A 26,996-nucleotide genomic window follows, 5' to 3' on the forward strand; every position below is an offset into this window, starting at 1 on the left:
TTAGTTTACCCCTGCTTGAATCAAGTCATGCATACTGATCACACCAATGACTTTATTAGCATCATCCACCACTACAAACTGATTGATTTTACGGTCACGTAATTGTTCTAAAGCTTCAACTGCACGTGCTTCTTGTGAAATCGTTGCAGGATGTTGCGTCATCACTTGCCCAACTTGTAAATTCACATCAAAGCCCTGTTGTTTATCAATTAAACGACGTAAGTCACCATCGGTGAAAATGCCCAACAAGACATCATTTTCATCGACAATTGTAGTTAAACCTAGACGCTTGTTTGAAATTTCGTATAACACTTTATTCATGGGTGTATCTGGTGCAACTTTAGGTAATTCTGTACCTGTATGCATTAAATGTTTCACATGCAATAACAAACGCTTTCCTAAAGCTCCCGCAGGATGTGAGCGAGCAAAATCATCGGCAGTAAAACCGCGTGCATCGAGTAAAGCCACCGCGAGCGCATCGCCTAGTGCTAAGGTTGCTGTAGTGCTTGAGGTGGGTGCTAAGCCAAGTGGACAAGCTTCCTGAATATTACCCAATGTCAAAGCGACATCAGCATTTTGTGGCATTGGACCACGATCATCACCGCTAATGGTGATCAGTGGAACTTCTAGATGTTTGATGAGTGGCATCAACATCATAATTTCATCACTTTTGCCTGAATTGGAGATAGCAATTAAAACATCACCGCGTACCAACATCCCCAAGTCCCCATGCCCTGCTTCACCCGGATGCATAAAGAAAGATGGCGTACCTGTAGAGGCAAAAGTCGCAGCCATTTTACGACCAATATGACCTGATTTTCCCATACCTGTGACCACAACACGCCCTTTACAATGCAACATAATTTCGCAGGCACGGCTAAAACGCTGATCAATTTGCGTGGCCAAGACTTGTAATGCTTGTTCTTCTATTCTTAAAGTGTCTAAGGCAACAGATTGGAAATCAATGGTATTTGACATGTTTGGCATTCAACGTCCAACTTAAATTGAGTGTTTTCTATACCTCAATAAGGCGATTTATTGAAGTACATTTAATTTTCGCAATTTTAGCATATCTATGCAATTCTACACTTTGATTCTGCGTGTGTTTTTTGTTTTAGCTTATTCGGGATAATTCTTAAATTCTTGTTCAATTGTATGCTGTTTTATCTGAATGGCTTTTTGACGCTTGTTTCAAGCGAAAACCAACCAAGTTTTAAGCTTAGGTGATTTATTTTTATTCATTCAAAGGTGTAGATAGAGTCACTTCACAAGTATATTTCGATACGAACACTCAAAATTTATAGATCATCTATAAAGTTGACTGTAAGCGAGCATAACAAACAGCCATAAAAAAACGCTTATCTTTTGATAAGCGTTTTTAAAAATTTTGGAGCGGGAAACGAGACTCGAACTCGCGACCCCAACCTTGGCAAGGTTGTGCTCTACCAACTGAGCTATTCCCGCAATATGGAAGTGAATTATAGAGAATTTCATACAACTGTCAACTCTCTATGCCTCCAAACGCTCAATTAATCAGCACGACGCCACACCGTACCTTGACGAGTATCTTCCAAGACTACACCTTGATCGAGCAAAGATTGACGAATTTCATCGGCACGGGCGAAGTCTTTGGCTTTTTTCGCATCCTGACGTTGCTGAATGAGGTCTGCAATGGCTTGTTCAGATAGACCCAAAGCGTCCTGACCAATATCAGACTTCAAGAATTCATCGACATCATGCTGTACCAAACCTAAAATATTGGTCAAATGACGCAAGGTCGAGTAATACACTGCTGCCTGATCTGCATTCTGCTCTTTTACCGCACGGTTTAGTTCTTTATTGACTTCAAACAGCACTGCAATTGCTTCGGCGGTATTAAAGTCATCACGCATTGCAGTATTAAAACGCTCAACCAATGCCTCATCTAACTGCTCAACCGTTAGCGTACCATACGCTTGTTGATAAGCCTTAAATGAGTGATAGAAACGTGATAAAGCAGTTTTAGCTTCTTTGAGTGCCACATCTGAGAAGTTTACAGGGCTACGATAATGCGATGACACAATAAAGTAACGAATCACTTCAGGATGGAACTTTTCCATCACATCACGAATGGTGAAGAAGTTACCCAATGACTTTGACATTTTTTCGCCATCGACATTAATAAAGCCAACGTGCATCCAATAATTTACATATTGTTCACCTGTCGATGCTTCAGACTGAGCAATTTCATTTTCATGGTGTGGGAACATCAAGTCTGAACCACCACCATGAATATCAAAATGATTGCCCAAGCAGCAAGTAGACATGGCAGAGCATTCAATGTGCCAACCTGGACGTCCATTGCCCCACGGCGAAGCCCACGATGGTTCATTTTCTTTGGCATGTTTCCACAAAACAAAGTCAAATGGATGCTTTTTATCGACTTCAACATCAACCCGTTCAGACGCGCCTGCCTGCATATCTTCTAGCTTGCGACCTGAAAGACGGCCATATTTGTCAAATTTTTCAACCTGAAAATAAACATCGCCATTACTTGCAGGATAGGCCGTGCCTTTATTGACCAAATTACCAATCATATTTTGCATTTGATCAATATATTCAGTAGCACGTGGTGCAGCATCAGGTTCAACGCAACCTAAGCTTGCCGCATCTTCATTCATGGCTTGAATAAAACGATCTGTTAAAGCTTGAATACTCTCGCCATTTTCATTGGCGCGTTTAATAATTTTGTCGTCAATGTCAGTAATATTGCGTACATATTTCACATTCCAACCTTGACTGCGCAAAAAGCGAATGATGTAGTCAAATGCAACCATGACCCGCGCATGTCCAATATGACAGTAATCATAAACCGTCATACCACAGACATACATGTCGATATGTCCTTCTTTACGCGGAACAAATTCAACTTTTTTTCGTTGCTCTGAGTTATATAGAACAAATGGTTGCATAGGTTTTCAAAATAGGTCTATTAAAAGATGCTCCATCTTAACCTAAGCATTATTTTTCATAAAGTTTTTCGATGTTTTTATTATTCATGAGTCTGTGTGAAGAGAATATGCAGATGATCCATTCCTTCATCCAAGCCTTCTCCCGAAGGAGAAGGAACTTTTAATACCTTTTACTTAGGTGTTTGCTGATCTTATGCGATTTTGCAAAACTTATGCAGCATCACGTTTTTGGACCAAAATCGCGCCCACTGAATAACCTGCGCCAAATGAACACAAGACACCATATTCACCATTCTCGACTTCATGTGCAGTACGGTGTAAGGCAATAATCACCCCTGCCGATGAAGTATTGGCGAACTCATCTAAAATAATAGGCACCAAACCAGGTTGTGCTGCTTCTTTGCCGACCACCAATTTCAAAATCAGTTCGTTCATACTGGCATTAGCTTGGTGCAACCAGAAACGCTTCACCTCGGTTGGCGCAATTTGATTCTTTTCCAGTTGCGCAGTGATCATTTTAGCGACTAACGGGCAAACCTCTTTAAATACTTTACGACCATCTTGATGGAAGCGTTTGTCGTCAATATCTGCATTTTCACTTAAGTTTAAAAAACCGAAGTTATTGCGGATATTATTCGAAAACTGAGTGAACAAGTTCATGTCCAAAATTTCAAAACCTGCTTTGGTTTCAGTGTCTTCCAAAATTGAAGCAGTTGCTACATCACCAAAAATAAAATGGCAGTCACGTGAACGGAAATCGTTATGACCTGAGGTAATTTCGACATTCACCAACAATACGCGGCGCGCACCTGCTTTAATCGCATCATGCGCTTGCTTAATGCCGAAAGTCGCAGCAGAACACGCCACGTTCATGTCATAGGCATAACCCTGAATACCGAGCGCAGTTTGAATTTCAATCGCCACTGCAGGATAAGCACGCTGCAAGTTTGAGCAAGATAAAATGACCACATCAATATCTTCTGCAGACACACCTGCATTTTGCATGGCTTGTTTTGCAGCAATTACGCCCCATTCCGCTTGTAGCGAAATTTCATCATCGCCACGTTCACGTAAATTAGGACGTAAACGGTTAATGTCCAGAATACCTGTTTTTTCTGACACGTAACGACGTTTTACCCCAGAGGCTTTTTCAATAAAATCAGCACTAGAGCCACGACGTTCTTCAAGCTCACCTGCCGCAATTTTGTCAGCATTGAGCTGATTATACTGTTCCACATAAGCATTTAAACTTTCGACCAATTCTTCATTGGTAATAACATCTTCTGGATGATAAAGACCAGTACCTGTAATGCGAATGCCCATGTAAAACTCCTTCTAGAAATTACTTATATCTTAACTGATTCCAAGCTTTTCCCATACTTTTTGCAGCCGAGTTGCAGAAATTGGCATTTTGGTTTTCATGGGTTGAGAGAATAGCGAAATGCGTAATTCTTCCACCATAAAGTACAATTCCTTGAGTCGGGCATCTTGTTTGTGTTTAAACAATTTGTCCATCCAAGGGTCAATTTGGGCGATAGCAGCATTGTCTCTTTGCAAGTTGTTGGGTAAGCGGTCTAAACGTAATAACAACGCTTTCAAATAGCGCGGATATTCGCTCCACACCTCTACAGGCTTGCTATACACAAAGTCTGCTAGATGCATTAAGTCCAACTGATCTTCTATATCATCCATATTTTTAGCAAAAATTGCTTCATCAAGCATAAGAAGCTGACGGCGGATGTCTTGCCATGCAATATAAATTTCATTAAAGATACGCAGCGTGGTTTGACCATGACTGAGGAAAGTCTTTTTTACCTCAAGCTGCAATTTTTGAAACTCTTCCAAGTTGACTGGCAAGTCACCAATAATGCTTTGCAAGGTTGCATAGATCAATATTTGCTCAAGTTGAGCTTTATCACCCAAAGGCGAATACGCCAAAGCCAAGGGTTTATCAATTTGTTTTTTCAATTGGCGTGATAAATCACCCAATTGCACATACAGCAAACGAATCACCCCTTCACGGTGCTGACGAATCGCCTCGCGTTGATCATTAAAGGTTTGAATCACCACACCCGATTCATCTTTTGGTAAAAGCTCCGCAAACGCTTTGCTTGGTACCAACGCCTGATATTGTTTAACCACTACGCCCGTAACTTTTTGCGAGGCTTCAAATACAAATCGTTCAGGAAAGGTTTGAAATTCTCCTTGCAACTGCTTTACAGGACTATGCGTTTCGGTATGGCAACGTGCTTTTAATTCAGATAAATCACGACCTTGTTCAATCACCCGCCCTTTTTCATCTAGCACTTTAATGAACGGCAATAAATACGCATCTACCCGCTCAAAGCTAAAGTCTTTTTCGCTGATGTGCTCAGCACGTAATTGAAATGCCAAAAAGCTAAAAATATGCTCACGTAAATTTACCGCATCAACACGTTGTCGCAATTTTCGGGCTGTGTCTGGAATAGGCACCAAATGACGGCGCTTATCTTTAGGCAAAGTTTTGAGCAAGGCTTCAATTAAATTTTCACGCCAGCCTGGAATGCCCCACGACCAGATATTTTCATCAACCTGTGCCAACGCTTGCACTGGAATTTTAACGGTTGCACCATCTTCATCATGGCTTGGGGCAAAACGGTAACTGACCGCCAAGCGCAGCTCACCATTACGCAAATAGTCAGGAAATTGCTGCGTGGTCGGACGATCATTTAGCCAAAGCGCATCATCTTCCACAAATAAATAACGTGGATTTTGCGGCTCTACTGTCGCACGCCAATCTTCAAAGGCACGGCGGCTTGCCACTTCTGCTGGTACTTTGGCCGCATAAAATTGATAAATGGTTTCTTCATCGACCACCAAATCACGCCGACGTAATTTATCTTCAACCCGTTCAACTTCTTCTAGTTTGAGCAGGTTATGTTTTAAAAATGGAGGCGCAATACCCAAGTTGCCTGTGGTTAACGCATCGCGCAAGAAAATTTCATGTGCGGCTTGCTGATCGACCTTTTCGTAATTTACAGGACGTTTCGGCTCGATAATCAAACCAAACAGCGAAATCTGATCATAGGCATTCACCACACCTGCTTTTTTAGACCAATGTGGTTCAAAATAATGATGCTTCAGCAAATCACGTGCGGCCAATAAAATCCATTCAGGTTCAATTTTTGCCAAGGTGCGCAGATACACTTGCGAAGTTTCTACCATCTCAAATGCCATAACCCACGGGGTATTGGTTTTATGCAAAGTCGATGCAGGGAAAATACGCGCTTTTTGTTGGCGCACCGCCATAAAGACATTGCGCTCATCGGTTTTATTGGCAATAAAAGAGAGCAAACCTGTTAATAACGCCCGATGCAGATTTTCATAACTGGCTTTTTTTTCGTTAAAAGACAATTTTAAGCCACGCGCCAAATCCACCAATTGTTCATGAGTTTTCTTCCATTCACGTAAACGTAGCCAACTTAAAAAATGCTGGCGGGCAAAAGTACGACGTTTGTTTTCACTCATACCGTCACTGTTTTCGTGTAGAGTTTCCCATAACTTTAAATAAAATAAAAAGTCGGAATCTGCTTCACGGAACAAAGCATGTTTTTGATCGGCTTGCATTTGTTTGTCTGCCGGACGTTCGCGCGGGTCTTGTACGGCTAATGCCGCTACAATAATCAAGACTTCATTTAATACCCCAAAATGCGCACCGCCTAAAATCATGCGTGCCAGTCGTGGATCAATCGGCATTTTTGCCATTTGCTGACCAATTTTGGTTAAACTACTGCCTTGAAGCTCGTCTTTATTAGAAGTGGATTTAGCGGAAATATTCGGGTTTGAATCTCCCTCTTGCGTAGCAGAGCTATTCATTCTTTCTAAAAGAGGAGCTTTGCCCTTATCGATCATCGCACCCAGTTCAATCAACAGCTTACGACCATCATTGACCAAACGATGATCTGGCGGCTCAATAAAGTCAAAATCTTCGAGCGAGCCCAAGCCCAAACTTTGCATTTGTAAAATGACCGATGCCAAGTTGGTGCGTTTGATTTCAGGTTCAGTAAACTTTGGGCGACTTAAAAAATCTTCTTCGGAATACAGTCGAATACAGACGCCTGGTGCAATACGACCACAACGTCCTTTACGCTGATTCGCTGCTGCTTGAGAAACTGCTTCAATTGGTAAACGCTGCACCCGTGAGCGGTAGTTATAACGTGAAATACGTGCAAAACCGCTATCAATCACATAGCGAATATTGGGTACAGTAAGTGCTGTTTCAGCAACGTTAGTGGCAATAATAATGCGACGTCCACCACCTGAAGGATTAAAGATTTTTTGTTGTTCCGCCAAAGCCAAACGCGCATATAACGGCAAAATTTCAGTATGACGTGGTCCGTGCTTATGTAAGGTTTCTTGCAGTTCCCGGATTTCCTGTTCGGTACTAGCAAAAATAAGAATATCGGCATGTTCGGGATGACCTTTTTCCTGTGCATCAGCGAAACATTCTTCTACCGCTTGCACCACTGCGCGTGGCAAGTTTTCTTCAAAGTCATCAAATTCATCATCATCACTCCCGCCAATGCTTAATTCTGAAATTGGACGATAACGCACTTCGACAGGATAGCTGCGACCTTCAACCTCAAAAATAGGGGCACCATTAAAGTAATTGCTGAAACGCTGCACATCTAAAGTTGCAGAGGTGATGATGACTTTTAGATCAGGGCGACGTGGCAAAAGTTGCTTTAAATAGCCCATAATGAAGTCAATATTTAAAGAACGCTCATGCGCTTCATCTATAATAATGGTGTCGTATTTATTTAAATAACGGTCATTGACAAGCTCTGCTAACAAAATACCATCGGTCATTAAACGGACAATTGAATCTTGCGAACCCTGTTCATTAAAACGAACTTTAAAGCTGATGGACTCGCCCAACTTTTCACCAACTTCTTCGGCAATACGCTGCGATACACTTCGCGCAGCAAGACGTCGTGGCTGAGTATGACCAATTAACCCCGTTAAACCACGACCTGCCAACATTGCAATTTGTGGTAACTGTGTGGTTTTCCCCGAACCCGTTTCACCCGCCACAATAATGACCTGATGTTGCTGAATTGCAGTAATCAACTGTTCGGCAGATTGAGTCACAGGTAAATCTTGATTCAACTTGATATCGGGAATGCGCTGCGCACGCTCCAACACTTTTAAATTAGATTTTTCAAATAATTCCTGATATTGCTTTGGATTGGCATCTTTGCCTTTTCGTAGTCGATTTAAACGATGACGATCACGAGCCAAAACGAGGTGGTCTACATTTAAATGACTCTGCACAGAATACGCTTCCTAACCAAAACACAAACGCGTATTTTACGCTGTAATGCCTTTGAGCGAAAGAACAGTGATTTAGAATGCGTATTTAAAAAGTTTTCAATCCACCCTTGAATTTCAAAATAGCATCCCCAAATAGATGTATGTTCGCCAATTGCTGAAATGGGTTGTATTTGAACCTGAGGAAATAGGTTGTCATGCAATCATCATTTTGAGGCTTAATAAAGACTCAATAATGCAGTAATGAAAGTGTACGCTTTTTACATACTCATTTGTTTTTCCGATGCTAGTAATGTAAAAATACCATTTCAGCAATAAAACAAAATTAGATACTCTATTACCAACGAAATACAAACCTTAATCATGGAGACAATGATGAGCTTAATTAATACTGAAGTTAAACCATTTAAAGCAAATGCATACCACAACGGTCAATTCATTGAAGTAACTGAAGCTGATCTTAAAGGCAAATGGTCTGTAGTATTCTTCTACCCTGCTGACTTCACTTTCGTTTGCCCAACTGAGCTTGGTGACCTTGCAGACAACTACGCAGAATTCCAAAAATTAGGCGTTGAAATCTATGCAGTTTCTACTGACACTCACTTCACGCACAAAGCTTGGCACGATTCTTCAGAAGAAATCAAAAAAATCCAATATGTAATGGTTGGCGACCCAACTTGGACGCTTTCTAAAAACTTTGAAGTATTAATTGAAGCTGATGGTCTTGCTGACCGTGGTACTTTCGTTATTGATCCAGAAGGTAAAATCCAAATCATCGAAATTAATGCTGGTGGTATCGGCCGTGATGCTCAAGAACTTCTTCGTAAAGTTAAAGCAGCTCAGTACGTTCACACTCACCCAGGTGAAGTATGCCCAGCTAAATGGAAAGAAGGTGATGCAACTTTAGCACCATCTATCGACCTAGTAGGTAAAATCTAAGTTTTGATTAGACCACTCAAAAAACCACGCATTCCTCGCGTGGTTTTTTTATGCATTCACAATAAAAGCAACGTTCATGAATCGGTCACTCTCCTTTGATATCGCTGAAGAGAAAAAGAACTTCTGCAACACGCTTCTATTTATCTTTTGTATTTCTGTTCAAAAAACACGCATAAAAATCCAATAAATCTTAGATTTACAATTCTGTAATATTTTTTAGTAATTACTTCACTTATGTTGAAAATAAGCAGAATTATTCTGTGAAAAATAATATAAAAAATAAAGGAGTTGCTTATGGGTAAAACACTTGCCGTGACATCCTGGACATACAGTGCATCTTCACGTTATTTAAAAATATTTTACGAAAATGGCTCTGGGGATTTATTCCATCCTGTACCACAATTTATTTATGACAACTTATTAAGACGCAGTGATAAAGCAGCTTTTGTGAGTAAATATTTAGCATACGATTTAAGCTTTAACCGTATTTCCATTCAATAATTGATCTTATTCAACTTTGAGCATCCACATTGAACGATCCAATCTAAAAATAGATTGGATTATTTTAAATAGGTAAATGGCTTCAAATATTTATTGCACTTCCCGAATCAATTTAAAGCGTTCCTGTTCACGGTCGTCATCCAAAGTAATATGCTCTTTGAACATATCAAGTGGTCTGACCCAAATAGAATAATCGCCATATAAGCATTGATAAACCACCAATTTCTCTTGAGTTTCACTGTGTGTTGCCACATGCAGTACTTGATACAACTGCCCTTTATAATGTTGATAAATCCCTTTTTTAAGCATCAAATTCTCCACATTGCATTTAAAAGTTAAATTAAAATCTATTTGCCATCATAAAGTTAATATTTAACGTGATACATCTTACTAAAAATTAGTTTTGTTGCACAAACCCATCTCTAAGAAGCTTATTCCTCAGTATATTTTTTTGAATGAATAATCCTCCACCTAAAATTTACCCTACAACCCATGGGTATTCATATAACCTAGCTCTCATTCATTGGGGAGGGAATATTATCATTTGGTTCATCCCGCTAGGAAATAATATGCTTCAGAAAAAGGTAAACAAGGACGAAATCACACCTATTCCGATGCAGCCATCCAATACTGCTTAAATGAATAAATCCTTATTCCTTCTGTCTTTACCTATGGTCATTGGCTTTGTAAAAGGTCTTATTAAATTTTGCGGATTAAGTTGGACAGGGCCAGATTACACCACGCTTTGTAGAAGAAAAAAGCATCTTGATATTAAGATCAGCGACCAAAACACTAGCAATGTGCTTTGTTGATCCACATTTTTCAAGAAACTGGTTTTGAAGGTTTTTTTAAATTTTAATAAAAAAATATAATAAAATCTTCATATTAGGTTTGTGTTCAAAAAAGTCAAATCTCGCTATAAGTACTCAAAATGCAATGATTGCTTAATAAATCCATTACATTATTTGAACAATTTTTAGCATCCAATTGATTTTTTTTTGGTTATATTCGCATTATCCCATCTTAAGTGGATGTAAATAAAGGACACATGATAATGAATAAACTACTTATTGCTTTAGGTCTTGCTGCTACTGTAGCACTTGTAGGTTGTGCAAAAGAAAAAGCACCAGAAACAGGGGCAACTACGGGTGAACACTTAGAAAACGCTGCTGCTCAAGCTGCACATGATGCTGAAGATGCAACTCATGAAGCTGCTGCTGCTACAGCAACAGCTGTAGAAAATGCAGCGCAAGCAACTGAAAACGCCGCACACAATGTTGCAACTGCGACAGAAAATGCAGCTGATGCGACTGTACAAGCCACTAAAGATGCAACTGCTGCTACTGCAGGTGCAGTTGAACAAGGTGCTGCAAACGTGAAAGAAAAAGCACAACAATAATTTAATTGTGTAAAACAAAAACTCCTGAGGATGTCTCAGGAGTTTTTTTATTTAACACAATTTAAACAATACACCCAAATCCTACCGAAATTACAATGCAGCTTTTAAATTACAACCATAACCCATAGTCTGTTGTACTTGGCGGTAACTGGTGTAACGATTCAAAATAAAATCATAATAAGATTCGGCATTGGCAAAATTTGCAACCAAATTTTCCTGCTCTGCACGCGCTAATTTTACATCTTTAAGTAAATCTAGATTGTAATGTCCTAAGCGATATAATTCGGCAAAATAACCATTCATCATATCGCAATAGGCAATTTTAGTCGGCTTTAATGCTGTACTGGCGAGCAAATGCTGATTCAAAGTTTGTAAATTGTTCACATCTAAAGGGAATTGATGTGCAAATGCGATACTTTCCACTTGCTTAAATTGTTTGAAGTCTTGCGCCAATTTGGCGTTTAAAGCATCTATACGTTGCTGCAATGCTACTGCATCTTGCACCTGATATTGCTTTGGATCAATATTTTCTTGAGTTTCCTGTGGATTGCTACACGCAATTAATCCACACACTACAAGCAAACTACTATAAACGAAAGACTTCATTAATTTACTCATCAATTCATACATCAAGCTTATTATGCCTGAAAGCATCTGCAAATTTTATGATATTGCTCATCTTAATATTTCACAAGGAAATGACGGATATGATTTGCCAATTAATCTAGAGTTGGGCAAAGTAGATAAAAACATGGAGTAAATAATATGACCTTATTAGAACAACTGAATATAAAGCATCCTATTTTTCTTGCTCCAATGGCTGGTGTTTCTACTCCCGAACTTGCAGCGGATGTTTCTAATCAAGGTGGTTTGGGCTCACTTGGTTTAGGTGCAAACACGGTCGATGCTGCACGTGAGCAAATTTTACGCACTCAAGAATTGACCGATTTTCCATTTCAAACCAATTTCTTCAGCCATGAAACAAGCCCATTAGATGAAGTCGCTGCACAAGCATGGATTGCATATTTTGAGCCAATCTTTGAACGATATGGCGCAACCGCACCAAGGCAACTGAATTGTATTTATCCAAGTTTTAAAGATCATGATGGATATTTAAATCTTGTACTAGAAACTAAACCGCAAGCGGTCAGTTTTCACTTCGGAATTCCACATGCACATCAAATTCAGGCTTTAAAAGATGCAGGGATCATTACCATGGTTTCAGCAACCAACTTAGCCGAAGCCCAGGCGATTGAAGCAGCTGGAATTGATATTATTATTGCGCAAGGCATCGAAGCAGGTGGGCACAGAGGTATTTTTAACCAATCTTTTGATAGTGCAATTAAAACCAGCGATTTAGTACAACTCCTTCACGAAAACTGTACCCTACCATTAGTAGCAGCCGGTGGCATTATGAATGGTCAGCAAGCACAGTCAATGCTGAACTTGGGCGCCTCTGCAGTACAAATGGGTACAGCTTTTGTACAATGCAAAAGCTCGAACGCCAATCCAGCTTATCGACAAGCTTTATTTCAGCAAAACATTACTCAAATGACCGACAGTATTTCTGGACGCCCTGCCCGTGGTTTAATTAATCATTGGCATACACAGATAGATACACCAGATCGTTTAACTGTGCCCACCTATCCGTATACCTATGATCTTGCAAAACAGCTGCATGCAGCAGCCGTTACACAAGGTGAACAAGGTTATGCTCCGTTTTGGGCTGGTAGTAATGTCAGTCAAATTCGTGAATTAGAAGCCGCAGATTTAATTAATCAGTTGGTTTTGGAAATGATTCACGCACGCTAAAAATAGGCACAGCAACTCAACTGTGTATCACAGTTGAGTTTTTATTTAGTTCCAAACAAGCTAAAGCATATATTTGCATGCGATTACTTTGTGTCTAACAAGTTCACGGTTTCAACCTGTACATCACTCATGATTTCACCATGCGCAAGTAACTGATTAAAGTAATCTTCTACTACTTTATATTGTTCTGCCGTACTTTCTACTTGATACATATTTTGACGGAATTCATTACTTGAACGTAAACCTTTGGTGTACCAAGCAATATGTTTACGTGAAATGCGACAACCTGAATATTCGCCATAGAACTCATACAGCTCAGCTAAATGTCCGAGTAATACTTTTTGAACTTCTGCAATGCTCGGCGATGCTAACTTCTCACCCGTTGCTAAATAATGTGCGATTTCCCGAAAAATCCACGGACGTCCCTGTGCTGCACGCCCAATCATAATTGCATCTGCACCTGTAAAGTCCAAGACATATTTGGCTTTTTCAGGACTATCAATATCACCATTGGCAATTACAGGAATATTGAGGATGCTTTTTACCTCTTTAATCAGTGAATAGCGCGCTGTGTTTAAATACATATCTTCGCGGGTACGGCCATGTAATGCTAAGGCCGCAATGCCTGCTTGTTCTGCGCGTTTGGCAACTCGTAAAATATTTTCTTGCCCATTCAAAAAACCTAAACGGGTTTTGAGTGTGACAGGCACATCTACCGCGCCAACAACGGTATCTAAAATGCGCGCCACCAAATCTTCATCTTGCAATAAAGCTGAACCTGCCAATTTATTGCAGACTTTTTTAGCAGGACATCCCATGTTAATGTCAACAATTTGCGCTCCATTAGCGACTTGATAACGTGCGGCTTCAGCTAAATCATGCGGGTCTGAACCAGCAATTTGTGCGGAAATTGGTGCAAGCTCCCCATCAAAATTGGCACGATAGAGACTCTTTTTGCTCAGGCGCAAAGTTTTATCAGAAGTCATCATTTCACTGACCGCATGCCCTGCACCAAAGTACTTGCACAGGGAACGAAACGGTCTATCTGTGACGCCTGCCATAGGGGCAACAATCAAATTATTTGACAGTTGATAGGGACCAATATACATATATATTCTTAACTTTAACGATTGGCATAGTATACTGCATCTGCCCTTTGGGCTCATCCTTTTGGAACGAGTTTCCCTTATCTATGAAAGACACTGTATTCAATTCTTTGATGAAATCCTTCAGCGTGCTGGTTTTATCACTCAGCTTGGCTGCATGTGGAGATAGCGCTTGGTGGTCTAAGGACAATGAGCCAACCCTTGAAGCAGAACAAATCCGCAAACTTATTCCGAATCGGGTCAGTGAGCGTAGTTCTTGGGCAAAAGATATTTACGATATTTCAGAGCAATTAGGCATTCCACAAACCAAAGAAAATATGTGCACCATTATTGCCGTGGTTGATCAGGAGTCCAACTTTGTAGCCGACCCTCAAGTCTATGGCTTGGGCGAAAAAGCAGTTAAAGAAGTACAAGACCGTTTGGATGAGAAGTTTAAAGATAAATTGGGCGACGCCATTGGCGGTACGGTCGCAGGCTATTTTCAGGATGTACTAAAAAACCACCCAAGCCCTGAAGATAACTATTTAAGCCAAATGCGTCGGGTAAAAACCGAACGTGAATTAGATGAATTGTATCGTGAAATTTTTGACTATATGGCCAAACATTATCATGTGTCTGCGCTAACAGGTGCTGCCAAACTGTTTGGACAAAATATTGGCGAAAAACTTAATCCAATTACTACTTTAGGCTCGATGCAAGTACATATTAGCTATGCCAAAGAGCATAAACGCCAAAGCGGTAACATCGCAGAGTTACGCAGCGATCTATACACTCAATATGGCGGATTATATTACGGGATTCATCGTTTAATGATGTACCCTGCCGATTACGATCAACCGCTATACCGCTTTGCTGATTATAACTCTGGCATGTATTCGAGCCGCAATGCCGCATTCCAAAGCATGCTAAATGATTTAACTGAAGCAGAATTAGATTTAGATGGTGATTTGCTACTTTATACTAAAGATGGTAGCGTGCGTAATGCAAAGAGTGAATCCGAACGTGAATTAATTGCTGTTTTTTCAAAACATAATATTTTAGTCACCCCACGACAAATTCGTGCAGACCTAAAAAAAGAAAAAGAAAAGAAATTTGAAGATACTGCGACATATTTAGCAGTCACGAAACTCTATAAAGCGCAAACGGGCAAAGAGCCATTTTATGCCATGATGCCGCAAGTGGTCATTTCAGGGCCTAAACTGAGTCGAGATTACAACACCAATTGGTTTGCTACGCGAGTCAATGGACGTTATAAAACATGCATGCAAAAAGCCAAAAATATAAAAATCTAGCCCTATTTGATTTTGATGGGACCCTGTGCAGCAAAGACAGTTTTACAGGGTTTATTTTCTATGCTTTATCTAAGCGGCATATTTTTAAGCAAGGACTTAAAATCTTGCCTTGGATTCAGGCTTACTATTTAAAAGTTTATCCTGCACATGCCATGCGCCCTAAATTGTTTAATGCTATGTTTAAAGATGCAAATACAGCTGAAATATTAGCACTTGCACAGCGCTACGCAGTAGATTTAATACATGATCTTAACCCACAACTATTACAACAATTAAAGCAGCATCAATTCAATGGAGATGAAGTGGTGGTTGTTTCTGCAAGTGTAGATATTTATTTACAGTATATTTGTCAGCAGTTAAATGTCGCTTTGATTTGTACTGAAACAGCAATTGAAAAGCAGCAATTTACAGGGCGATATTCAACACCTGATTGCAGTCAGGAACAAAAGAAAATACGGATTTTAGAACAATATGATTTAGAAAATTATGCTGCTATTTATGCGTATGGTAATAGTGATGAAGATGATGCCATGCTGAGTTTAGCGACTTATTCTTATATGGTGGGTAGTGATCATTCATTGCCAGAAATTGTAACTTATAAAAAACTGGCTTGATTTTGATGAATGATATAATAAAACCACAATTTGAATTGTGGGTTTTTTAAGTTACATGTAGCGGATGCCGCCTATGGTGATTACTTTTTTATACCCAAAATAGAAAATAAAAATAGAGTTTTCTCTTAATAAAATAGCTGATGATTCTGCATAAAAATAACGACTACAACACCTAAAGCAATAAAAAAGGTGACACTTTACAGCATCACCTCTAATTCAAAATAGAAGTATAGTTTTAAACCAAGATCAATCACTTAATCTATTCGTACTAAACAACTCATTTGTAAGTCACTTATTTCTTAAATGGAAAAGCATATTTCACAATACGTTTAAGCACACTGCCGTACTGTTTAACTAAGCTCGCATTGTTGTAGTTCAAGCCATACTTTTCACACACAGCTTGTACTTTTGGAGCCATTTTACGATAGCGACGTGCAGGAATATCTGGATATAAATGGTGTTCAATTTGATGGCTTAAATGTCCTGTCAAAATGTGGAATGCTTCAGAACCTGTCAAATTCGATGAACCACGAATTTGACGCATATACCAGTGACCACGACTTTCATTTTGCATTACAGACTTTGGAAATACTTCTACATCCTTAGTAAAGTGACCGCAGAAAATTATACTGAATGTCCAAATATTACGAATCCCATTCGCAACAAAATTACCTGTAAACACAGGTAAAGCCGCAGGACCTGCTATTAATGGAAAAAACACATAATCTTTAAACAATTGTTTTCCAATTTTCTTCTGCATAGGTTGCCATTCTTTTTTAGCTTGGGCTTTGCTTTTGCGACCATTCAAAATTTTACCAATTTCTAAATTCTGAATTGCGACACCCCATTGGAACAATAAGCAGAACGGAATACTGTATAAAGGTTGCAATAAATAGCCTGATCTCCAACGCTGTTCGGGGAACAAACGCACCAAACCATAACCAATATCATCATCCATACCTTTAATATTGGTATAAGTATGGTGTTTAAAGTTATGGGTTTGACGCCAGTTGTCCGACGTCCCTACTGTATCCCACTCATAGCTTGCACCGTTAAATTTAGGGTCATTCATCCAGTCATATTGACCGTGCATGACGTTATGCCCCAGTTCCATGTTTTCCATGATTTTGGCAAAACCTAACAATCCTGTACCCAACACCCATGCTGGCGGGAACCAACCTGCGAACAATAATGTACGACCTGCGATTGAGCTATAACGAATCGTTGAATAAATACGGCGGATGTATTTGGCATCTTTTTCGCCAATATCATCCAAAACTTCTTGTTTAATTGCGTCTAATTCACGGGCAAGCTCGTCTAATTCAAATTGTGTGAGTTCACGGTTTTTAGGATTGCGAAAATATTCTATTTTTACTGGCATATTCATAATCGTAACTCATTTATAAATCAATAATTAAATCGGTTTGTGCTGAATTGACGCAGATTTTCAATTGGTTATTCGGTTCGCTGTTTTGAACACCATCGACCAAGTTTTTCGTTGAACCTTCAGCCTTGTTGCATACGCATTTATGGCAAATTCCCATACGACAGCCGTATTTAGGTTTAATATTTTGCTGTTCCAGACTTTCTAAAATGGACTTGCCTTTTGGAATAGTGATAATCTTTTTCGATTGAGTCAGTGTAACTTGTACCAAACCAACATCGTCACTTAAAACAGGCGTCATGCTAAAAGCTTCTGTTTTTAGCAAGGCAGCCTGTGCAAGTAATTGTTCAGCTTGCGTGGTAAAACCCGATGGGCCACATGCAAACACTGCACTTTGCTCAATTTGCGCTAAGTCTTTTAAATGTTCTGCATTTAAACGGCTGTGCGCCAAACTCGGCTCTTGGGTATAAAGCACTTGAAATTTAAAGTTTGGATATTGCTGTGCCCAAGCTTCAAATTGTGCTTTAAATGCTGCGTCTGTAAAGGTTTTTACCCAATACATTAAAATTACTGGAGTGCTCCCAAGACGACCAGATTTCGCCATATCCTGTAGCAAACTATACATCGGTGTGATACCACTACCCGCTGCCAATAGAATTAAAGGCTGAACTTGTACAGGCAATTGCATATCACCATAAGGCGTACCTAACTCCAAAATATCGCCAACTTTAGCTTGCTCAACCAACCAAGTGCTGACTTTGCCCTGATCAACTTTTTTCACTGTCAACAAAACGTGTTGTGTATCAAGCTGAGTCAAACTATAGGTTCGCTCATAACGCACGCCTCGAATGGTCACATAAACAGGATGATGCTGCCCTGCTGCACCAACTTGGAATTTATTATTGAATTGCAAAGTTAAACTCACCACACCTTGTGCGGCAGTATCTTTTTTCACAATTTTGCCAAGTGATTGATTCACCGACCATAATGGATTAATATTTTGCAACCAGAAGTTTGCTGCATAAGGATCTAGTACTGCGTTTGCAATACTGGATAAGGGTGATTTTCTTTTTTCAGTTAGCTGCATGATTCAGCACCACACGATGAAATTTTAGTTATTATACACATGTATATATATTTGTATATACATCTGTATTGTTTCTAATCGTTTCACAAGTACTGGCGCAACCGCTATAATGCCTCTAAGCTTATAAATTATTGAAAATATGACTCAGCCTGCCATGAAAACAAAGCATGATGTGACTTTTCCAGAATCAGAAACGGTTCGCGAGCCTCTTGTCGTGCGTACGGTTGGGCGTAAAGCCACAATTACAAAACAAGAGTTATTTCAGGCAGCATTAAATTTAATTGGCCCACAAAAAAGTATCGCATCTTTAAGTTTGCGTGAAGTTGCACGTGAAGCAGGCATCGCACCAAACAGTTTTTATCGTCATTTTAAAGATATCGATGAACTTGCGATTGAACTGATTGATCGTGCAGGTGTGGTGTTGCGTCAAATTCTGCATGAAGCACGTTTAAAAGCAACAAAACAAAACAGCATTATTCGCAGTTCGGTTGAGGTATTTATTGAACAACTAGATACCGATGAGGGCAATTTAAGTCTGCTATTACGTGAAGGTTATACAGGTTCAACCTCTTATAAACTTGCTGTTGAGCGCCAGTTGAATTATTTTCAGCAAGAATTACAGGATGATTTAATTCGTTTGGAACGTTTAAATAACAGTAAATTGGCACATCCCGACATTGCAGCTAAAGCCATTACACAACTCGTATTTAATATGGGCGCTAAAGTCATAGACATGCCCACTGCAGCACGTAAAGAAACTGCCGAACAAACCATGATTATGATTCGTATGATTTTAGAAGGTGCACGTCATTTGGATGATGCCAAAATTCGTTAACATAACACAGGATAAATCGGACGATTTTCCTGAATCAGGTCACGCGCGTTTAAGCATTTAATTGCTAGACTTTGCTGTTAAGCGTTTTGTTTTTGAATTAATTTCTGCACATATGTTGCTGTGGTTTCTGGATTTTCCAAAGGAAACATGTGTCCTCCCTCGAGCACACTAAACTCAATTCCATAAGTTTTTTGCATGCCTTGCGGTAAACCTTGCAAATAAAATGGGCTGTGCCTTGCTGTAATTAAATGCACAGGTACATCTGGGGCTTTGCGTGGTGTGTGCCACCACCATGCAGGTACGGTTCTAAATATTTCAGCTTCTATCCGTTTTGGAATTGTTAATGTCACACCACCTCTTTGTGCGTCGACTTGTATGCCACTAGCAAAATAATCTTCAAAACATTGTGCATCAAAATTTTTAAATAAACGGTTATGCCGCAAAGCTTGATAGGCTTCTGCATGGCTAGCCCAATGATCTCGACGCTTCATGGTCACGGCGGCAGGTGTGAGTTGATCTACATATTTCAGTTTAAATTTTTGTAAAATTTCAAATAATGCCGACTTCGATCCAATCACAAAAGGTGGATCCATAATAATCAATTGAGAAAATAAATCTGGACGCTGATAGGCACACATCAGGGTTAATAATGAACCAAAAGAATGCCCTAAACCAATCACTTGTTGCTTTGGAAACTGCTGCTCAATGTCCTGAATCACTTGATGAATCAAATAGGTCCACTTATAGGTCACAGGAAATTCTGCTTGCATACCAATCAGTGGAATTGCCTTTAAATGATAATCTGCTTCAAAACATTGAAAAAACTTTTGATAACTGGCAGAAGGAATACCATTGGCATGGGTAAAATGAATTGCAGCTTTAGTCATTTAAAATACGCTTAAAAAAGAATATCGGGTCTGTGACTTGATCTATGCGTACGCGCTTACAAATTCAACACTTGGCACATCAATCATAAATAAAAGATCAACAGCCCTTAAACTACGCATACCACTAAGTTTTGCAAATGACCAGAATGCTGAAAAAGATAAATTATGAGTCATTTTAATGACACATAAGCACTGATTACTAATTTGTTTAAGTCTGTTATGTGAAAAATCTCGCACAAAATTTTTATTGCGATATTAAAAAAGCACCCCTAAATTGCTCCGTAAAAATGAGGCGCAATACCCAACTTAAACCATGCAATTTAGAAGATGCCAAATATTAAAAAAAAGTGATTGATTAAAACTGACTCAATACAAATACACCGACTAGACACCTGTATTGAATGCACTTTTTATGGCTTTACCACCACCATCACCTGAATCGCTTCAGGCGTGACCGATGCACCATCTAATAATGCCACACCTTCTTTTTGCAATTTCTGTAAACGTGTAATTTCATCTTCACGAATACTTGGGTTAAATTGTTTCAAATAGCTTAAACGGTCAATCTCATATTGCCATTTTTTATTATACGTGTCTTTGGCTTGTAGTATAAGTTCTGGCAATGCTGTTTTAGCCAATTCCAAAGCCTGTTTATAACGTGTTTCAATCACATCACGACGTGCTTTCACCACTTGGCGGCAACTGTTACCATCTAAATGATGTAAATATGGTTTTAAAATTTCGGGTGCTATTTTTTGCGATAAATCTTGACCTTTTTCGCTCAGCAAGACACGAATCAGTTGCTGCGGTAAGCTCGACGGTAAGTTCAGCGCTTTCGGTGCAATGACATCCACCTTAAACCAAACTTCCAGTAACACTGAACCTTGTGGCAAAGCGGCAGATTTTAATACCGCAACGTTGGTGCTACCAAAACCTTGTGTATTGATCATTTCCATCACGCTTTCTGTGAATGGATGTTCTAGGGTCAAATACTGTGCATCTTCACGAATTTGTGCCTGATCCCGATAGAAAGTCGCGGTCATGCCTTCTTCGTCTAAGGTCAAACCTTGCACTTGCATTTGATCAGTTGGTTTAATAATCACCGTGCCATTGCTTTGTTCATCGAAGTCAATATTGGTCGATGCCATAAAGCGCTTCATAAACATAGGCAACGTAGTATTGTCATCGTAATCTTCTAAAGCTTGTACAATTTCCTGCGCCACCACAGGACGGCAAGAGTTGTATTCCAACAAACGATCTCGACCCGCTTGAAGTTCTGCTTCCAAAGCTTCACGCTGCACACTGACTGCTTCCAGTAAATCTTCAAACTGTTGTCCTAAGTCTGCAAGTAAGCAGTGTTTTAAATCGACAATAAAATTTTCCTGCAAGGTTTGTGCAGCGGGTGAAATATTGCTAAAAATATTGAGTGCTTCGTTATACCAACGGAACATACGCTCTTGCGCAGTCCCCACCAAATACGGCACATGAATTTGAATACGGTTTTCTTGACCAATACGGTCTAAACGACCGATACGTTGTTCTAACACGTCGGGATTGGCAGGTAAGTCAAACAAAATCAGGTCTGATGCAAACTGGAAGTTACGCCCTTCGGAACCAATTTCCGAACACAATAAAATTTGTGCACCATAAGAATCTTCTGCGAAATATGCTGCCGCTTGATCACGTTCTAACAAGCTCATGCCCTCATGGAACATGGCGGTACGAATGCCTGCATGTAGGCGGAGCGCATTTTCAAGAGCCTCTACCACAGGACCGCTACGCGCAATTAAAAGCACTTTTTTATGTTTTAAGTCGCTACGCAAACGCTCCATTAACCACATTACACGCGGGTCAGTTTCCATCCAACTGCCATCGAGCTGTGCTTCTTCTGGCCACATTTGTTCACGTAATTTACCATCTTTAGACCAGTTTTCTGGCGCAGGTAACGGCGCAGGCTGACAATCACGACCTGGGAAACCTTGAATTGCTTCACGGGTATTACGGAACAAAATACGCCCTGTACCATGACGGTCTAATAATTCGTGGATGGCACGGAAACGCTGCTCTGGGTTATCTTCAATGCGATGTCCCAACAAGCCTTCCAGTGCAACCAAATGGCTTTCTTCCAATGCGGCATCTGACATTAAGACTTCGGCAATTTTTGCCGTATGTTGATATTGCGCTTCTTCATCCAAGAAACGGTCTAGTGAACTAAAACGCTGCGGATCGAGTAAACGTAAACGCGCAAAATGGCTTTCTACACCCAGTTGCTCAGGCGTTGCTGTAAGCAATAACACCCCTGCGGTTTGTTCGGCTAATTCTTCGACCAGATCATAACGGTCATTACCACCTTCTTCTTCGCTCCACATTAAGTGATGCGCTTCATCGACCACCAGCAAATCAAAACCTGCTTCTAGGGCTTGTTCGCGTAAGTCATCGTGGTCAATCATTAAATCGACTGAAGCAATGATGCATTGTTCGGTCAAGAATGGATTCAGGTCAGGATCGTGTTCTTTAATAGATGCCGTACGGGTTAAATCAAACAAAGAGAATTGCAGATTGAAACGGCGACGCATTTCAATCATCCACTGATATTGCAGCGAATCAGGTACCAAAATCAGGATACGTTCCGCACGTCCTGTTTTGAGTTGCTGATGGATGATCAAACCTGCTTCAATGGTTTTACCTAAACCAACTTCATCTGCCAATAAGACACGTGGCGCAAAACGCTTACCGACTTCATGTGCAATATAAAGTTGATGTGGAATCAAACCTACACGCGAACCCACCAAGCCGCGCAGTGGGCTACTTTGCATATTGGCTTGCATCAACAAGGCTTCAATACGCAAGTCGTACCATTCTTTATAGTCAATTTGGCTAGCAAGCAAGCGGTCTAATGGTTTTGAAAGTTGGATACTTGCACCAATACGGGTTTCATTCAGTGATTTCTTTTCTTCACTGCCATCTTGCAAACGACGCACTACGTTATAACGCAATACGCCATGACGGTCTTCGACCGATTCAACCGTCCACACATTGCCTTCTTGGTCTTGAACTTCATCATTTACATTAAAAATGATACGCGATAAAGGTGCGTTATTGCGTGCATAGACACGGGTTTCATCACTTTTAGGGAATAAAATGCTGACCGATCGCTCATCTACATCAATCAGAACACCAAGTCCTAATTCCGTTTCTGTGTCTGATAACCAACGTTGACCAATAGCAAACTGCTGCAATTTTTCCACCTTTATTTAGAAGTTAGGGCGTATAAATTTTTGCGCAAAACCAGCTGAGTATTTGAGCAAAAATTCAGGGCGTATAGCAATATATTTTGACATAAAGCGCACTAAAAAGAGAGCCTAAAGCACAGGCTTTGCGTAATCTTTTTCGCTTAAAATGGGACTGGGCAAGTAAACTGTACACGTTGCTCAGTTTGTGGATGCAGAAAACTTAATTCTGCTGCATGTAAACACAAACGAGGCATGAGTTGTTGCTGTTCGGGCGTGGCATACAAAGTATCACCAATAATTGGATGACCTAAATATTGCATGTGTACTCGCAGTTGATGCGAACGACCAGTAATCGGCGTCAGTTGCACACGAGTCACGATTTGCCCCTGCAATTCAAACTGTTCCAATGCGCGCCAATGCGTTAACGCAGGTTTGTTATGGGTTGCATCGGCAATGTGTAATGGAGGATGTGCAGGATCGTAGACCACTGGCACATCTACAGTGCCTTCACCTTGCAGTTGCCCTGCCACCAATGCCTGATAGGTTTTATCGGTTTGGCGTTCTTGAAACTGACGCGAAATTTGCTTTTGTGCCCATTTCGTGAGTGCGAATACTAAAATACCCGAAGTATCACGATCTAAACGATGAATCAGCAAAGTGCGTGGTTCAATTTTAACCAGACGACTGATTACACAATCTTGCAAATCTGCTGTTTTACCTGGAACAGTGAGTATGCCAGCGGGTTTATGGATTACCATAAACTCATCGTCACGATGAATCAGGTGTTCGCTTAGAAAATTACTCAATTTCAATTCCAGGCTTGATCGTGAAAATAAGGCGGCAATAATAAAAAGCCTGACACAGAATTACAATGCAAAATTTGCGAATACCAGATGAATTTCCCGATTTGCTTTGCTGAAACAAGTAATACGCTGAATTTTAAATCAGTCTGCTTTTAGAAATGTGGGTTTTATAGCATTCAAGAGGCTTTGCTGCATAAATATTTTTTAAAACACTGTTTTTAATATATTTTTTAAATTTAGATAGAAAAATAAAATGAAATCATAGTGCAAGATAGTTGCACAACAAAGCCGTTCTGAAGCTATATCTTTGATGGCGGGAGCAAATGAAGTAATAGGATTCATATTTAGTTTGACCAGGCTATTTTAGTGTTTAACAAGACGCTGATCTAAGCCTTTGATATTAAATTGAAGAGCATGTCTTCAATTTAACCTAAAGCATAGATATTGTGGAGATATCTATGCCTTTTAGGACAGTGTTAACCAAAAGTCAAATTACGCCTTCATTTCCGCAAATGTTTCTTTTGCAGCTTGAATGGTGTAGGCAATATCTTCATCACTATGCGCAGATGAAATAAAACCTGCTTCAAAAGCAGATGGTGCCAAGTTCACACCACGTTGCAACATTCCGTGGAAGAATTTACGGAAAGCATCAACATCGCATCTCAGCATAGAATCAAAACTGGTGATGTCATCTTGGTCAGTAAAATACAAACCAAACATCGCACCGACTTGTTGCGTCTTGAATGGGATACCTGCTTCATTTGCCGCAGCTTGTAAGCCTGCCAACAATTTTTCCAGTTGCGCAGTTAAGTTTTCATAAAAACCTTCGGCGCGTAAATGTTTAAACATTTCAATTCCCGCACGCATCGCCAATGGGTTACCCGACAAAGTACCTGCTTGATACACTTTACCTAATGGCGCAATACATTCCATGATTTCGCGTTTACCACCAAATGCACCTACTGGTAAGCCTGCACCAATAATTTTACCAAGCGTGGTCAAGTCTGGTTTAACATTATAATGTGCCTGAGCACCGCCCAAGCCAACACGGAAACCAGTCATCACTTCATCAATAATAAAGACTGAACCGTGTTCATCACAGACATTACGAATCTCTTGCAAGAAACCATCAATCGGTTTAACCAAGTTCATGTTGCCCGCAACAGGTTCAACAATCACCCCTGCAATTTCAGCACCAAACTTTGCAAAACATTCTTTTAAGGTGGCGATATCGTTATAGGGCAAAGTCAGCGTGTGTTTGGCAAAATCAGCAGGAACACCTGCAGAAGTTGCTTCACCTTCGCCGCTGGTTAAAAGGCCAGAACCTGCTTTGACCAACAGCGAATCTGAGTGTCCATGATAACAACCTTCAAACTTAACGATTTTGTCACGGCCTGTATAACCACGCGCTAAACGAATTGCAGTCATGGTTGCTTCTGTACCTGAGTTGGTCATACGAACCAATTCAATGGAAGGCATAATTTCGCAAATAATATCGGCCAAAGTCGTTTCATGCACCGTTGGCGCACCAAAACTTAAACCATCTTCAGCTGCAGCTTGCACCGCCTGGATAATGGCAGGATGGGCATGGCCTAAAATCATTGGCCCCCAAGAACCTACATAGTCAACATAGCGTTTGCCATCGACATCATACAAATAAGCACCTTTGGCTTTTTCAATAAATACAGGGGTACCGCCCACCCCGTTAAATGCGCGTACAGGTGAATTCACCCCACCTGGTATATGTTTATTGGCTTGTTTAAACAACTGTTCTTGCTTTGGAGATAAGCTCATGGAGGCACTCAACTTAAAAAATAAAATAAAATTAGCTGTCTGCTTTAAGCTTCTGCTTTAAGCTTCTGCTTTGAAAAGTGCAGACCAATCATAAACACGCTGTGCAACAGTATGCATCGGACGTCCTAATATATCACTTATCACTGCACATAAATCGGCACCTGCATCAATGACTGGCTGACTGTTTTCAACAGTTAAACCGCCAATCGCGCAAATTGGTACATTGAGTTGTTGCTTCGCCTGTGTGAGTGTGTCTAATGTGAGTGTACTTGCCTCTGGTTTAGTTTCAGTTGCATAGACTGCGCCAAAAGCCACGTAGTTTGCACCATCGGCAATGGCTTTTTTTGCCAATTCAATCGAGTTATTACAACTACGACCAATCAATACATCTTGAGGTAAGCGTGCAACTGCTTCAACAATAGAGCCATCCTCTTGCCCTAAATGCACACCAACACCATATTTCACGGCAGTTTCAAGATCATCATTAATCACAAATGGCACTTTGTATTGATCACACATCGATTTCATATATTCGATTTCGTATGCCTGCTGAGCTTGAGGCACATTTTTACGGCGATATTGCAACACCGCGACTTCATAAGTTGCCATCGCCCCTTCTAGTTTTGCCAAAAGCAGTTCGATAGGATCATCATTGGTAATCAGATATAAACCGCGCATAATCTCAGCCACAAATAATACAAGGTCTGCATTATTACATATTCAAGCGACATACGTCAGAACCTCAGGCTTAGCAAGTTTACTTATAGGGGCTCAATAAGCTTCTATTTTGTTTGGGTTTTATTATGTCAAAATGTTAAAAATACCAAATTGCAGTGATAGCGCTAAAAGCTAGATTTAGCTTTAATTGAACTGCGCAAAACAAGAACTGTAACCAGTTCAATAAGATATGGATCTTAAAATCCATATGGGTGACTACAGCGAATAACGACATATTTATGTTACCCATTTAGACACATGATCATTTGTGCCAGAGCGCATGTGGGGGTGCGACAAATGATCATGTGTCTATATTTTTATAACTTACTTTC

21 protein-coding genes, 1 tRNA gene and 1 pseudogene are annotated in these 26,996 nt (G+C 40.1%); 8 read left to right on the top strand and 15 right to left on the bottom strand.

The window, feature by feature from the left end; all coding sequences use genetic code 11:
* The 5 genes from K1T76_RS08080 to K1T76_RS08100 form a co-directional block, all read right to left on the bottom strand.
* Positions 1–978, bottom strand: coding sequence for a KpsF/GutQ family sugar-phosphate isomerase (locus K1T76_RS08080; RefSeq protein ID WP_004973067.1), 978 nt, complete (start codon positions 976–978; stop codon positions 1–3).
* Between the two features lie 410 nt (positions 979–1,388).
* Positions 1,389–1,464 (bottom strand) — tRNA-Gly (locus K1T76_RS08085).
* Positions 1,465–1,529: 65 nt separating this feature from the next.
* Positions 1,530–2,951 (bottom strand): cysteine--tRNA ligase, encoded by a 1,422-nt coding sequence (gene cysS / locus K1T76_RS08090; RefSeq protein ID WP_070152095.1) that lies wholly within the window; start codon positions 2,949–2,951, stop codon positions 1,530–1,532.
* A 210-nt stretch (positions 2,952–3,161) separates the two neighbouring features.
* Positions 3,162–4,274, bottom strand: a complete 1,113-nt coding sequence (locus K1T76_RS08095; protein ID WP_019838017.1) for a beta-ketoacyl-ACP synthase III — start codon at positions 4,272–4,274, stop codon at positions 3,162–3,164.
* 30 nt (positions 4,275–4,304) lie between these two features.
* Complete coding sequence (locus tag K1T76_RS08100) at positions 4,305–8,264, bottom strand: DUF3418 domain-containing protein (RefSeq protein ID WP_230245107.1); 3,960 nt, start codon at positions 8,262–8,264, stop codon at positions 4,305–4,307.
* A gap of 372 nt (positions 8,265–8,636) precedes the next feature.
* Here K1T76_RS08100 and ahpC point away from each other — a divergent pair, with 372 nt between their 5' ends.
* Both ahpC and K1T76_RS08110 read left to right on the top strand, forming a co-directional pair.
* A complete protein-coding gene (gene ahpC / locus K1T76_RS08105; protein WP_070152104.1) occupies positions 8,637–9,200 on the top strand; it encodes an alkyl hydroperoxide reductase subunit C in 564 nt (187 codons plus the stop codon).
* Positions 9,201–9,494: 294 nt separating this feature from the next.
* On the top strand, positions 9,495–9,701 hold the full coding sequence (locus tag K1T76_RS08110) for a hypothetical protein (protein WP_004973053.1): 207 nt from the start codon (positions 9,495–9,497) through the stop codon (positions 9,699–9,701).
* 90 nt (positions 9,702–9,791) lie between these two features.
* Here the strand turns inward: K1T76_RS08110 and K1T76_RS08115 are convergent, their stop codons facing one another.
* Positions 9,792–10,013 (bottom strand): DUF1653 domain-containing protein, encoded by a 222-nt coding sequence (locus K1T76_RS08115; RefSeq protein ID WP_026438276.1) that lies wholly within the window; start codon positions 10,011–10,013, stop codon positions 9,792–9,794.
* Positions 10,014–10,156: 143 nt separating this feature from the next.
* On the opposite strand from K1T76_RS08115, the pseudogene K1T76_RS08120 reads away from it, so the two are divergent.
* Together K1T76_RS08120 and K1T76_RS08125 are read left to right on the top strand one after the other, a co-directional pair.
* Positions 10,157–10,507: pseudogene (locus K1T76_RS08120) on the top strand (transposase); the annotation flags it as partial.
* Between the two features lie 248 nt (positions 10,508–10,755).
* Positions 10,756–11,100, top strand: a complete 345-nt coding sequence (locus K1T76_RS08125) for a hypothetical protein (protein ID WP_019836706.1) — start codon at positions 10,756–10,758, stop codon at positions 11,098–11,100.
* A gap of 90 nt (positions 11,101–11,190) precedes the next feature.
* On the opposite strand, the gene K1T76_RS08130 is transcribed toward K1T76_RS08125, so the two are convergent.
* Entirely contained in the window at positions 11,191–11,706 is a 516-nt protein-coding gene (locus tag K1T76_RS08130) for a hypothetical protein (RefSeq protein ID WP_230245108.1), read from the bottom strand.
* A 159-nt stretch (positions 11,707–11,865) separates the two neighbouring features.
* Between K1T76_RS08130 and K1T76_RS08135 the strand changes: the two genes are divergently transcribed.
* Complete coding sequence (locus tag K1T76_RS08135) at positions 11,866–12,912, top strand: NAD(P)H-dependent flavin oxidoreductase (protein WP_230245109.1); 1,047 nt, start codon at positions 11,866–11,868, stop codon at positions 12,910–12,912.
* An 83-nt stretch (positions 12,913–12,995) separates the two neighbouring features.
* Here K1T76_RS08135 and dusB read toward each other — a convergent pair whose 3' ends face one another.
* Positions 12,996–14,021: a tRNA dihydrouridine synthase DusB gene (dusB, locus tag K1T76_RS08140; protein ID WP_230245110.1), complete on the bottom strand. Its 1,026-nt coding sequence runs from the start codon at positions 14,019–14,021 to the stop codon at positions 12,996–12,998.
* Positions 14,022–14,104: 83 nt separating this feature from the next.
* Here dusB and K1T76_RS08145 point away from each other — a divergent pair, with 83 nt between their 5' ends.
* Positions 14,105–15,310, top strand: a complete 1,206-nt coding sequence (locus K1T76_RS08145) for a DUF1615 family protein (protein WP_230245111.1) — start codon at positions 14,105–14,107, stop codon at positions 15,308–15,310.
* Positions 15,277–15,924, top strand: a complete 648-nt coding sequence (locus tag K1T76_RS08150; RefSeq protein WP_004973036.1) for an HAD-IB family phosphatase — start codon at positions 15,277–15,279, stop codon at positions 15,922–15,924. Before K1T76_RS08145 ends, K1T76_RS08150 begins: the two co-directional genes overlap by 34 nt.
* Positions 15,925–16,216: 292 nt before the next feature.
* On the opposite strand, the gene K1T76_RS08155 is transcribed toward K1T76_RS08150, so the two are convergent.
* Positions 16,217–17,311: a fatty acid desaturase family protein gene (locus tag K1T76_RS08155; protein ID WP_230245112.1), complete on the bottom strand. Its 1,095-nt coding sequence runs from the start codon at positions 17,309–17,311 to the stop codon at positions 16,217–16,219.
* Between the two features lie 13 nt (positions 17,312–17,324).
* Complete coding sequence (locus tag K1T76_RS08160) at positions 17,325–18,395, bottom strand: ferredoxin reductase (protein WP_230245113.1); 1,071 nt, start codon at positions 18,393–18,395, stop codon at positions 17,325–17,327.
* 154 nt (positions 18,396–18,549) lie between these two features.
* Here K1T76_RS08160 and fabR point away from each other — a divergent pair, with 154 nt between their 5' ends.
* Positions 18,550–19,230 carry an HTH-type transcriptional repressor FabR gene (gene fabR, locus K1T76_RS08165; protein ID WP_026438051.1) on the top strand — a complete coding sequence of 227 codons (681 nt, stop codon included), beginning with the start codon at positions 18,550–18,552 and terminating at the stop codon, positions 19,228–19,230.
* A gap of 77 nt (positions 19,231–19,307) precedes the next feature.
* Here fabR and K1T76_RS08170 read toward each other — a convergent pair whose 3' ends face one another.
* From K1T76_RS08170 to thiE, 5 genes are all read right to left on the bottom strand, one after another.
* A complete protein-coding gene (locus tag K1T76_RS08170) occupies positions 19,308–20,117 on the bottom strand; it encodes an alpha/beta fold hydrolase (protein WP_019836698.1) in 810 nt (269 codons plus the stop codon).
* Between the two features lie 410 nt (positions 20,118–20,527).
* Complete coding sequence (gene rapA, locus K1T76_RS08175; protein WP_230245114.1) at positions 20,528–23,365, bottom strand: RNA polymerase-associated protein RapA; 2,838 nt, start codon at positions 23,363–23,365, stop codon at positions 20,528–20,530.
* Positions 23,366–23,511: 146 nt separating this feature from the next.
* On the bottom strand, positions 23,512–24,156 hold the full coding sequence (locus K1T76_RS08180) for an RluA family pseudouridine synthase (protein ID WP_026438050.1): 645 nt from the start codon (positions 24,154–24,156) through the stop codon (positions 23,512–23,514).
* Between the two features lie 489 nt (positions 24,157–24,645).
* Positions 24,646–25,947, bottom strand: a complete 1,302-nt coding sequence (gene hemL, locus K1T76_RS08185) for a glutamate-1-semialdehyde 2,1-aminomutase (protein WP_019836695.1) — start codon at positions 25,945–25,947, stop codon at positions 24,646–24,648.
* Between the two features lie 57 nt (positions 25,948–26,004).
* Complete coding sequence (thiE, locus tag K1T76_RS08190) at positions 26,005–26,625, bottom strand: thiamine phosphate synthase (RefSeq protein WP_230245115.1); 621 nt, start codon at positions 26,623–26,625, stop codon at positions 26,005–26,007.
* Positions 26,626–26,996: the final 371 nt, after the last annotated feature.

Source organism: Acinetobacter sp. PW68, from assembly GCF_020982655.1.
GTDB classification, from domain to species: Bacteria; Pseudomonadota; Gammaproteobacteria; order Pseudomonadales; family Moraxellaceae; genus Acinetobacter; species Acinetobacter towneri_A.